At 49.1% G+C, this 11,682-nt stretch carries 10 protein-coding genes and 2 pseudogenes; 8 read left to right on the forward strand and 4 right to left on the reverse strand.

The features are described 5' to 3' along the window. From JCM10914_RS26495 to JCM10914_RS26505, 3 genes are all read left to right on the forward strand, one after another. Nucleotides 1–1,732, forward strand: a 1,732-nt coding sequence (locus tag JCM10914_RS26495; RefSeq protein WP_148300271.1) for an alpha/beta fold hydrolase, incomplete at its 5' end; no start/stop codon positions are given. A gap of 162 nt (nt 1,733–1,894) precedes the next feature. Then, complete coding sequence (locus tag JCM10914_RS31075; protein ID WP_231638767.1) at nt 1,895–2,254, forward strand: hypothetical protein; 360 nt, start codon at nt 1,895–1,897, stop codon at nt 2,252–2,254. Between the two features lie 44 nt (nt 2,255–2,298). Beyond that, complete coding sequence (locus tag JCM10914_RS26505; protein ID WP_023966851.1) at nt 2,299–3,132, forward strand: right-handed parallel beta-helix repeat-containing protein; 834 nt, start codon at nt 2,299–2,301, stop codon at nt 3,130–3,132. Nucleotides 3,133–3,173: 41 nt separating this feature from the next. Here JCM10914_RS26505 and JCM10914_RS26510 read toward each other — a convergent pair. Then, a pseudogene (locus JCM10914_RS26510) lies at nt 3,174–4,077 on the reverse strand (LysR family transcriptional regulator). Nucleotides 4,078–4,199: 122 nt separating this feature from the next. On the opposite strand from JCM10914_RS26510, the gene JCM10914_RS26515 reads away from it, so the two are divergent. Further along, on the forward strand, nt 4,200–4,877 hold the full coding sequence (locus tag JCM10914_RS26515; protein ID WP_023966855.1) for an O-methyltransferase: 678 nt from the start codon (nt 4,200–4,202) through the stop codon (nt 4,875–4,877). A 91-nt stretch (nt 4,878–4,968) separates the two neighbouring features. Here JCM10914_RS26515 and JCM10914_RS26520 read toward each other — a convergent pair whose 3' ends face one another. The 3 genes from JCM10914_RS26520 to JCM10914_RS26530 form a co-directional block, all read right to left on the reverse strand. Then, on the reverse strand, nt 4,969–8,136 hold the full coding sequence (locus JCM10914_RS26520) for an MMPL family transporter (RefSeq protein ID WP_023966857.1): 3,168 nt from the start codon (nt 8,134–8,136) through the stop codon (nt 4,969–4,971). Beyond that, on the reverse strand, nt 8,133–8,585 hold the full coding sequence (locus tag JCM10914_RS26525) for a MarR family winged helix-turn-helix transcriptional regulator (protein WP_023966859.1): 453 nt from the start codon (nt 8,583–8,585) through the stop codon (nt 8,133–8,135). The genes JCM10914_RS26520 and JCM10914_RS26525 overlap by 4 nt, the downstream gene beginning before the upstream one ends. A gap of 109 nt (nt 8,586–8,694) precedes the next feature. After that, nucleotides 8,695–9,885, reverse strand: a complete 1,191-nt coding sequence (locus JCM10914_RS26530) for an oxalate decarboxylase family bicupin (RefSeq protein WP_023966861.1) — start codon at nt 9,883–9,885, stop codon at nt 8,695–8,697. Between the two features lie 349 nt (nt 9,886–10,234). Between JCM10914_RS26530 and JCM10914_RS32070 the strand changes: the two are divergent. The 4 genes and pseudogenes from JCM10914_RS32070 to JCM10914_RS26545 form a co-directional block, all read left to right on the forward strand. After that, nucleotides 10,235–10,291: pseudogene (locus JCM10914_RS32070) on the forward strand (TetR family transcriptional regulator); the annotation flags it as partial. A 39-nt stretch (nt 10,292–10,330) separates the two neighbouring features. Beyond that, entirely contained in the window at nt 10,331–10,681 is a 351-nt protein-coding gene (locus JCM10914_RS29460; RefSeq protein ID WP_370570284.1) for a hypothetical protein, read from the forward strand. Further along, entirely contained in the window at nt 10,675–10,998 is a 324-nt protein-coding gene (locus tag JCM10914_RS26540) for a multidrug efflux SMR transporter (RefSeq protein WP_036720318.1), read from the forward strand. The genes JCM10914_RS29460 and JCM10914_RS26540 overlap by 7 nt, the downstream gene beginning before the upstream one ends. 26 nt (nt 10,999–11,024) lie before the next feature. After that, nucleotides 11,025–11,366, forward strand: coding sequence for a multidrug efflux SMR transporter (locus JCM10914_RS26545; protein WP_023966867.1), 342 nt, complete (start codon nt 11,025–11,027; stop codon nt 11,364–11,366). Nucleotides 11,367–11,682 lie beyond the last annotated feature (316 nt).

Below are 11,682 nucleotides of genomic sequence, written 5' to 3' on the forward strand. Positions count from 1 at the left end.
AGAGCCTGAACAATTAGATCAGTATCATTTTTTTCACGCTTCATCAAACCTAAGCCATGTAGCGTCGAAGCAATTGGATAAACCTCTTAGCTTATCGACTAACCATGGTCAAAATGGGGGGCGTCCAACGGAGTGCTTGTGGCATAACCGTTACCATGCAGACATCGTTATCATAAACAGTGCTACAGGAGAAACATTAGATCTTATCACAGGTAAACGACCGGTTGGGATGCGTCTCTCCAATGATGGCGAGTACCTTGCGGTTACGAGTTGTCAAGGCGAGGAATCGGAGCATACACAGCAAGTTGTATTCGATCTATGGATTTGTCCGATATATGGCCGTGGCGAACCATGGTGTGCAACAGAAAACATTCGTATGGATTATGGCTTAAGTTTTTGTTGGGGTTATGATGGTCAATCTATTGTTTATACCACGAGAGGTCCTTTATCGGATGGAGGACTGTGGTCGGTTCAGACCTTACTTCCAAATCAGCCTCAGTTATTGGGCAAACCGGATAATGTACATTTAGGTCGTGAATATGATTCTCCAATCTCATTAACCAACGGGGGAATGATTACCGTAGCAGAAGGGAAGTTATGGTATCTGGCCCCGGAAACTAGTACTTTCAAATACATTGACATAGAACCTCATATCGTAGCGGCTTTTTCACCACTAGCTGGGACTAGTAGCATATTGGTTCAAACCCGCAACATGGCGGAAGGAGTAGATGGATTCTGGGAGATCGAGCTACTGACTTGGGAAGCTAACAAAATCCTGGAAGAGAATCTAGGGCATATACCTTGGTTTGAAGGTGGGGCCGCATATGGAAACAAAGCTGGAAATAAGCTCTTGGTTTATGTTGCGCAAAACGCAGATAGGCCGCCAGCTCTTAAAATAAACTTGAATAATAGCACACTGAAAACGATGGAGTTATCAGAGATATATGAAACCGATCTCGGAACGACTGAACTGATTACTTGGCAGAGTAACAATCAGGAACTAAGGGGGGCGCTATTGTTACCTCATGGAGTTGACGGAAAAGTCCCTGTTATTGTACGTGTCTATGGCGGTGCAATGCAATCTAGTCAATATCGTAACTTCGGCTTGAGCACGGGAAATGCCGACAACCATCATATTTTGGCAGCGAACGGTTTCGCTGTTTTTCTGCCCGATCTTCCCATGCACCGTACAAATGAACCAGCAGAAGATATTAGCCATGCGATAGAAGATGCGTTACGAATACTGCGAAAGCACAGCAGGGTCGACCCTGAACGTATAGGAATCATCGGGCATTCCTTCGGAGGTTATTCAGCGCTCGTAGGTATAACGAAAACCCCGATTTTTAAAGCGGCTGTTATATCGGCCGGGATAGGCAGTTTAGTCAGTTTCTATACGGACTTTGATCCTTTATCGCCATCTCATAACTATGGCTGGGTAGAGGACGGCCAAGCGAACCTGGGCGTTACGCTGTGGGAGGATACCGATCGATATATTCGTAATTCTCCATTGTTCAATTTAGATCAGGTCCAAGCACCGGTCTTGATTATTCAAGGCATGCGGGACTCATTATGTCGAAATGAAGCGGGTCCGATCTATTCGGCACTAAATAGATTAAAGAAAACGGCAAGCTTGGCCATCTATAACGAGGACCATTGGCAAGGGACCTGGAGCAGAGAGAGCATAGAAGATTATTATAATCGCGTGATCGCTTGGTTTGAAGAATATCTATAGATCAACTGGCAACTGCAGCAGGAGCAGGTGAGGGAGCGCATGGAATGGATTATTAATAAAATAGCATCATATAGAATATTTCGGGTTTCAACTCATTAATATGGTAATGTCGTTCATCGATAACGATGGCGAACATGATCATAAAAGGGATTGATGAAATTCATGACGAAGTCACGCTTACGTACAGGCTGGCTTAAGAGACCGATCACGGTGTTATCGGCGCTGCTGCTGTTGCTGAGCACGCTCTTTACTTGGGGCCATGCTAGCGCGGAATCGCCTATTACATCAAGCACTGCAGGGATGGCGGTATCTGCCGACTGCTCGGCAGCACCATGGAATGCCAGCAGTTCATACAGCGGTGGGGCAGAAGTAACGCATGCAGCAAGTTATGGAAAGCCAAGTGGTGGACGTCAGGGGAGGAACCGGGCACAACCGGGCAATGGGGAGTATGGGAAGACAAGGGAGCTTGCGGACCGGGGAACGGTGATGGTACATCTCCGCCGGTACCGTCCGATGATGTGATCGCCTGTTCTACTACGTCATGTCTTCAAAGTGCTTTGAAGAATGTGGTTCCCGGTAAACGGATTGTGCTGGCACCCGGTACGTACATCGGAAGTTTCTCTTCCACGGTCAAAGGGACCGCACAGCAACCAATCGTAATCGAGAGCCAGGATCCAGTCAACCCGGCTATTATTTCCGGTTATTCCATAGGATCGGGATATAGTTTACGCATCCAGGGAGATTATTGGCTGATCCGTCATCTGAAGTTTACTAACGCTCAGAAGGGCATCCTGCTGGATAACGCTAATTACAGCCGGATTACCGATGTCGAGGTCTATAATATCGGTTACGAGGCCGTGCACTTTCGGGATGGTACATCCAATAGCATCATCGAGAATTCCCGTATTCATAATACCGGTAAGACCGGACCCGGGTTCGGAGAAGGAGTCTATGTAGGATCAGCCGAAGGCGCAAGCTATAATCAGAATACGCACTACAATACGATCCGCAATGTGGTATTCGGTCCGAATATCACCGCAGAGCATATTGATATCAAGGAGAGATCCATCGGGACATTGGTGGAGAATTGCACCTTCTATGGTGAGGGGATTAGCGGAGCTAATTATGCCGACAGCTTCATCGATGTGAAGGGGAACAACGCGGTGATTCGGAATAATACGGCATATCAGAATGGCAATAATGTCATTATCGATGCATTTCAGCTCCACGAAATCGTTCCAGGCTGGGGGATCAATAATACCTTTACAGGCAATACCGTTTATTTGAGTGATCCTGCCGTGTACGTCATTGGCGCGTATAATAATACTTCCGCCACGGCCTCTCAGAATACGAGAAGTCCAGCCGGCAACATGTACAAAGGTAACGTTACCGTACAATAAAGAAACATTCGTCCTAACCCGCAGACTATGCAGCCTGCGGGTTATTTGCCTAAATCAGCATCCCGGAGATCCTTCACCATTCGGATGAAGTTCATGACTGCGGCGGATAAGTTCATGCCTACGAGTACAGATTGCAATGATATTTTGCAGTTCTACTCCGTCGACGAAGACGCGGGAAAGTTCCTTGCGCTCCACATAGTCTCGCACAACGAGCGATGACACGAAGTTGGCACCGTACCCAGCGATGACCGCTGTGATCGCTTCGTGCAGTCCATTGAATTGCAGCGCGATGCGCGGAGAGGGCGCGCTGTAGGTGCGGCATAAGGAGAACAAGCGCTCGCGAGTTGAGCTGCCTTCTTCGCGCATCACAAATGGCTCTCTCATCATCTCGTGCAAGGAGATTTGCTGGTCGGCATAACGGTGATCCGGTGATACCACAAACCATAATTCGTCTTGAAACAATTCTTCCATCTGAATTTCGTCCGGGGATTCTTCTGGCAGTCCACCATAGATGGCAAGGTCGACCTCCATATTGAGCAGTTGTTGTAACGCATCGCTGGAGTTGGTCGTTGTTATACTCATCTCCACATCTTCATACTGCTGTTTATACCTTGCCAGCCAAGCGGGCAAGAGAAAATGAGCTGGAAGATAGGTAGCCGCTAATCGAACATGACCCTTCGTGCCGCTGCGGTAATCCTGACAGAACTGTTCGATCTGCTGTTCGACGGAGAACAGTCTCTGGGCGAGTGGAAATAACTCTGCACCTGCTTCGGTTAAGCGGATTCCTCTGCCTTGTGGCTGGAACAGGTCGAAGGTCAGTTCTTTTTCGAATTTTTTGATCTGGGCGGTAATGGCGGGCTGGCTAATATGGAGTAACTCGGCTGCACGTGTAACGCTTCCAGTCGTTGCAATGACGTGAAATAAACGTAAGGCATGTAGATTCATTGAGATGTGCCCCTTCAAATGATATATAAAAGTTATGTGTTGGTTATTAACATATATTATATCTATGATAATAAATCACATACAATGAAATTGGGAACACAAACATGAAGGAGGTAAGAAATATGAAGGATGCAACAACATGGGAGAAAGTCGATGAGTATGTGACGGAACGGGTAATACCTTTTGACGGGGTCATGGAGAAGGTACTATCTAACAACCGGCAAGCCGAATTACCTGATATCGCTGTATCCCCGGCTCAGGGCAAATGGCTGAACGTCATCGTTCAGATCAAAGGGGCGAAACGGATTTTGGAGCTTGGTACACTGGGCGGCTATAGCACCATATGGATGGCAAGAGCGATGGGGACAGACGGGCGGCTTATCACACTGGAACTTGACCCGCATCATGCGGAGACCGCAAAAGCGAATATTGCGGTGGCCGGCCTTGAAGATCGTGTCGACATCCGTGTAGGAAATGCGCTTGAGCAGTTGGAGCAGCTCTCTAAAGAAGAAACCGAACCCTTTGATCTCATCTTCATCGATGCGGATAAGCCGAACAATCCGAATTATTTACGCTGGGCGCTGCATTTCTCTCGTCCGGGTACCGTGATCATAGTCGATAATGTCATTCGAGACGGCGAAGTGATCGACCATCATAGCACAGACCCTCGGGTGCATGGGGTACGCAAGTTCTTTGACATCCTATCAACGGAGCTGCGACTAACCGGCACAGCACTACAAACCGTAGGAAGCAAGGGATACGATGGGTTCTATATAGGCGTGGTTGTTTCTGCGGATTGATAAAAGCGTTCGAGGTCGACATCAAACAGGAACAGGGCTGCCATCCGGTTATCGCAACCTGATGCAGCCCTGTTCCATGTTTTATTTCGTGTTACATATGGACATCATGTCCGTGATTGGTGGATTCACCGCGTTCTTTCGATGTGAAGGGCCACCAGTTAGCCCGGCCGAAGATACGCACCATAACCGGTACGAAGAACGGCAGGAAGACCAGTGCATACAGTACAAGACCGACTAGTACAACGGTGGCGATCTGCATCATCGACAAGACGCCGGACGGATACATTGCCGCAAAGGTGCCGCCCAGAATGACCATCGCCGACAGAATAACAGTCCCCATATTGCGCATCGCATGGAGAATCGCATCTTTAACATCCCAAGATTTGTTCTCGTTGAAGCGCGCCATCAGGAAGATGCTGTAATCAACACCGAGCGCAACCAGCATGACAAAGCTGAAGAACGGTGTTGCCCAGGTGATGCCCGAATAACCTAAGCCGTGAACGAAAATCATCTCGGTCACGCCAACCGCGGTGAAATAAGTAATCACAAGCGAAATGATCAAGTAGATCGGCATCACGATGGAGCGAAGAAGCACAACGAGAATGATAAAGATTCCGCTCAGCATGAGGATAACCGTCCGGGTGTAATCTTGGTTGGAGATCGTCTGCAGGTCATTGTTCGTGCTCGTAATCCCGCTGATAGCAACCTCGGCGTTTTCCAGCTTGGTGTCTTTAACAGCACGATCGACCGCCATCTGAATCTGCGCAACAGAAGCTAGGGCTTCTTCACTATACGGATTCGTGGATAATACCACATCCAGCGTCATCACCTTGCGGTTATCGGATAGATAGGTATCGAATACCGTCTGGAATTCCTCGTTTGAAAGAGCCTCTTGCGGTATGAAGAAGCCGCTTAGATCTTCATCCTGTACATCCTGGATCTGCTGTAAATAGTCCTGTGCCGTTTGGAGCCCGTCGGAGATTTGCTTCAGTCCGTCGGCGCTTGCATTCAAGCCCTCTGTAAGCTCGCCGATCTGCCCGGTAAGCTCGCCGAAGCCGTCTGCCAACTGCTTCTGTCCGCCCTGCAGTTGATCCAGTCCGCCTGTAATGGTAGGTATCTGATCTACGATCTGCCCTTGACCGCCCGCTGCTTGCAAGAGACCCGCTTGCAGTTCGCCAATGCCAGCCACCAGTTGTTGTAGTCCATCGCCAAGTGCCGATTGTCCCGCAGCTACCTGCGCAAAGCTGGCGTTAGCGTCCGATACGCCGGCGGATACGCCCGCAAGCTGCTGTGCAACCTGCTGCAATCCTGCCGTCAGTTCCGCTGTGCCGGATGCGGTTTGCGCAATCGTCCCCTTAATCGTCTGATAATCGATGTCCTGCATGAGTTCAGGGTAATTGCTCTCTAATCCGGCGAAGGAGCTTTCCAGACCGGCAAGCGCCTCGGCAACACTACCCAACTGTTCGTGAATATTGGATAGGCCGCCATCCAGTGCGGTTAAGCCTGCGCCAAGCTGCTGATAACCTGCAACCAACTGAGACTGCGCTTCAGCCAGTTCTTGCGCGCTTTGTGCTGCTTGCGCTAGGCCGGCTTTGATCTCACCAGCGCCGCTGCTTCCGCTTTCGATGCCTTGTTGAATGGCCGTCAACCCTTGACTAAGTTCGATGATGCCATCCTTCAAGTCGGACGTACCTTTTGTCAACTCCTGAGCACCAGCCGCCGCTTCACTTAGCTTCGGCGCATTATCGCTTAGCTGCTGACCGGCCTCGGATAAGCCATTCTGAATTTGAGCCAGGCCATCGGTAGTTTCGCCAAGGCCATCATTCAACGTTTTGACCTGGGTAGGAATCAGAAAATCATTAATGAGCTCGCCTGTCGGCCTGGACAGGCTGCGAATGCTGGATACGCCATCTACTTTCTCCGCTTCACGGCTGATTTTCTCCGCGAGACCGATATATTCTGCGCTATCCATCTCGTCATCATTTTTGATTACGATGGTCGTTGGCAGCGACTGCCCGGGACCGAAGCTGTCGGAGATGATATTGAAGCCTTTGACGGAGTCATAACCAGAACCGATCTCTTCCAGGCTGTTAAATGATAGTTTGCCGCTATAGGTAGCAAGGAACGGCGTCACGATAACAGCAACAACGAGCATGGCTGCCCATGGGCGTTTAAGTGAGAAGGATCCGGCCGCCCCCCATAGCTTGTTCTCGCTATGTTCCAGCTTGCCGCGGGAAGGCCAGAATAATCGCTTGCCGAGCACGGCCATGAAGAACGGTACGACGGTAACAAGTGCAATCAGCATCACCGCTATGCCTATAGCTACGGCAACGGCAGATTTGTAGAGAATGAATTGGGACAAGCCGATCGCCGCAAATCCGACGAATACGGCCAAGCCGGAATAGAAGACGGTACCGCCGGCTTTTTTATACGTTTGAATAATTGCGCTGGTTGTATCTTCAGCATGAGCGAGTTCTTCCTTGAAGCGACTGATAAGCAAAATACAATAGTCGGTCCCGATTCCGAACATGACGGCCACCATGAAGATTTGGGTAAAGCTTGAGATCGGGAAGTCAAACCGATCCACCAGGAACGATACGACTGATTGCGATACGAGGTAGCTGAGCCCTACCGTAAGCAGTGGCACCAGAGGTGCTACAAATGAACGGAATACGAGGAACAGAATCAGTAGGATAAAGACGACGGTAATATACTCCGTTTTCTTCAGGCCTTCCTCGGAGCTGACGATCGTATCTTCATTAATCAGCCCTTCGCTCGTGAGGTAATGATCTGCACTGACGCCGTTCAGCACTTCAGCTACCTTGTCGGGAAGCTCCTTGACCGCGTCCTGGCCGCCGATCACCTGTAAGGCAACCATGATCGTCTTGCCATCATCTGCGATTAAGGTATCCGCCAGTTCGGTCTGTGTAAACGGTTCGTTAATGGAATGAATGTGGAGTGAAGCCTTGTTATCCTGCAAGGATTGAACACCTTGACGGATGCTTTCTTTATCCGCATCACTAAGCCCTTCAGGCTGATTGAAGACAAGCGCTACTTGTTGCAGCGTCTCTCCGCCCTCACTGCCGGAAGCTTCTTTCATTATTTCTGCCGCCCTGGAAGAGGTGTAGCCCTCGGGTACAGAGAGCTGGCCTTTCTCCCTGACCAAATCGGCCATGGATGGTGCCGTTATAAATAACACAACGGCGAGGACCAGCCACAAGGCGATAACGATCCATCTAGCTTTCAGTATGGCTTTCAATTCTTTCTCCCTCCTGATTCCTGCATTAAATGCCCTAGCTTCTCGAACATGGAGATGAACATCTCGATATCTTTATCTTCAAAATGCTGCAAGTAAGGGGAGATAATCTCCCTGACCTGCTCATGGGCGGATTCGAAAATGGTTGCTCCATAATCGGTTAAAGAAAGATAAACAATTCGCCGATCCGATTCATCACGGGTTCGCTGAATAATTCCAGCGTCCACAAGCCGGTTAATGATGGCCGTTATCGAGCTTTTGCCAACCGCCAGTTGCTCCGCCAACAAGGACGAGGTGCAATGGGTCATGCTATTGATCAATCGAACCACCTGGAATTGGTCGTTCGTCAGATCTTCGCCAAGATGTTCCCGGATTTGCGCATTAATTCGCCTTGTGACCAGTAGATGTACATCCACATACCGGTCGATCCATTGTTTAGCCTTGTCGTTCAATGATAGTGCTCCTCTCATATAGTTCACGTATGAAATAGTTTCACTATAGAACTATATGGGAGCAGGAAGGAAAAGTCAATTGTGATTTGGGAGCAAGTACAAAGATTGCCTATCTTGGGTTGAAGGTGAAACCAGGATATTTGACGACGGGTGATTTGACTTTGTGCAATGCATCGGTCAGTTCGGACCCTACGTGCAAGTTGCGTTGAACGAGTTCTCGCGGCGTCAATGCCATCCATTGGTTTAAGGATATATCCTCGAACCGGTCGCTCTTGAACATCTCCAAGAACCAGAGTGATTCTGTACCTGTGTTCTGTATGTAGTGTCCGAATGCAAACGGTACATACCCCACATCACCGGCTCTGTAATCGAAGGTTCGGGCAGCGCCGTTCCCTGCAAATACCGTCATTCGTCCCTGACCCGTTAAATAATACTGCCATTCATCCTGATTCGGATGCCAGTGCAGCTCCCGCATGCCTCCGGGTTTAATCTCGACTAGTGCGGCTGCAACGGTCCTGGATATGGGGAAGTTGCTGGAATCGACAATCCGTACACTTCCTCCGGAGGTTTCCAGGGGAGTTTGCGCTAGAAGCCGGTGCGAAAAGCTCAGCGGTACGGCGCCATAGGGAGATTGGACTGCTTGACTTTGGATTGAAGGTGGCACCTGATCCTGATAAATATACACTTGCTTGTCAGGTATGTGATCAAATGCGTTTTGCGGGACACCGAAGTTGGCAGATAATACTTCTTTGGGTGTGTGGGCAAACCAATCGGATATGGATAAGGTGTTGAGATCGGAAAAGTGGCCATCATCAAAGACAAGCAGGAATTCACAGCCTCCCTCCAGCCCCTGAATGGAGTGGGGCAGTCCCGCCGGAAAATACCACAGATCACCCGGCCCCACGTCCGCAATGAAATTTCTTCCGTTTTGATCGATTGCCGTGATCCTGGCGCTGCCCCAGATCATGTAGGCCCACTCCGCTTGCTGATGCCAATGCAGTTCCCGAACGCCTCCAGGGGTCAGGCTCATATTGACGCCCGCGAGCGTGGTGGCAATCGGCAGATCCCGCACCGTAATTTCGCGCGACCAGCCGCCATGATTGAGCTGCATATGCGTATCGGAGAAAGAAAATTTCAGATTCGGCAATAGCCCTGCATCTGTCTTCGGAGGTACAAGCAAATCGGGATTCTGCAGATCCCTCATCACATCCCGTGGACCATAATCAGGGCCGCCTGCCCCGTCACTGCGTATTGGCTGTGGTATTTGATGGCGGTCGTTCTTATCATTCAAGTCAACCATGTTGCATAATCTCCTTCCAAGTAAATTCCAATTAGCACGCTCCTCATTAAGGTTATGTGTTATTGCTTGTTCTATATGAAGGGATTCGTCAGGAGAGATTCGGGGTGGCACCTGAGAAGAGTGGATTGGTTTTTGATTGATTTCAAGCGGGGCAGCTTGTCCATCTCTGAGTCTAACTTGACGATAAATGAATGTTATTGATAGAATCTATAATGTACCGTCCAGACGGTATAGTAAATTCGAGGTGAGCATACATGTCGAAACGCAATCAATTATTAGAATCGGCGGCGCGCATTGTTAAGGACAGAGGTGTGAACCACCTGACACTCGATGCGGTAGCTGCGAGGCAGGGATTAGTAAAGGTGGGTTATTATATCATTTTCGCTCAAAGGATGAGTTGATTACGGCTTTGAATGAGCAGGCGGGACAACAATTCCAGACCCTAGTGCAGCAGGAGCTTGAGAAGGGGAGCAGTTACACACTTGCTTATATTCAGGCTACCCGCACACAGATGAATGAAGCAGATGTCTTGAGCACCGATGCCAGCATGCTGGCTGCGATCGCGAATAATAGAGAAGCCTTGGCGATGTGGGCGGACGAATATAACCAGTTTCGGATCAAGGCTACTGAAGAGGGTGTCCCGCAAGAGTTAGCCTCCGTGATCCGGCTCGTATGCGATGGGATTATGTTCGCCCATTTGTTTGATCTCGATCCGCCAGGCGAGGAAGAGTTAACCAGAGTCGTCCAGTATCTGGAGGCTTTATTGAAGAAAGAGAAAGATGAGGTGGAATCCTAGTGGCTGTGTATCTATTGTTGTTCGCCGCCATAGTGACAGAGGTAGTTGGCGCGACCTTGTTGAAGTTGTCCGATGGTTTCAGACGCTTATGGCCAAGCTTGGGTATGACCGTTGCATACGGTACGGCGTTCTATCTGTTATCGCTGGCGCTTCAGTATTTGCCCTTGGGGTTAGCTTATGCAACCTGGAGTGGTGTCGGGACGATCCTAACCGTCTTGGTGGGTGTCTATCTGTTTAGAGAGAAAATAAACAAACAAGCAGTGTTCGGTATTGCCATTCTGGTTATTGGCATTGTCTTGTTAAATTTAACGAAATAAAAGCAGGCAGGAAGGAGAATGGGAATATGCGCAGTTTCATTTATCTAGGATTAGCTATTGCCTTCGAGGCGTTCGGCTCCACGATGCTCAAAATATCAGCCGGGTTTACTATATTATGGCCATCCATCGGAGTCGCCGTTGGTTTTCTGGCTTCGTTTGCGTTCCTGAGCCTCTCATTGAAGACGATTCCGCTCTCCACGGCGTATGCGACTTGGGCTGGAGTAGGGACGGCGTTAACTGCATTGATCGGGGTTGTGGTATTCCAGGAGTCGTTAGGATTTCTGAAAGCTGTAGCGCTTGTTCTTATCATTGCAGGAATTGTCATTCTTAATAAAGCGAAAGGCAAAGCGGCTGCAGCTGTCTCGTGATATGGCGTTGCTTATATCAATCATAAACGGGGCATGTTCGCGGGAAGGTTCTGCTCAGGATCTGAGAATACAGAAGTAAATTGTACGTTATCAACACGGATGGTCCTCCATCCGTGTTTGTTTATATATAGGTACTTATGATGTACTTATGATCATCTCATTATATAGTCAATGCCAGGTGTTCAATCCAAATCAATGCCAACGTTATAAACAAACCTTAAAGTAACGTGACGGAGTCCGTGGCCTGAAAGGGTGCTGCATCAACCTCTGAACTTCTGGAATTTTGTACTTGCATCAATGTTGTAAGATGGGTTTG

The sequence above is a fragment of the Paenibacillus sp. JCM 10914 genome (assembly GCF_001315105.1).
GTDB lineage: Bacteria > Bacillota > Bacilli > Paenibacillales > Paenibacillaceae > Paenibacillus_AQ.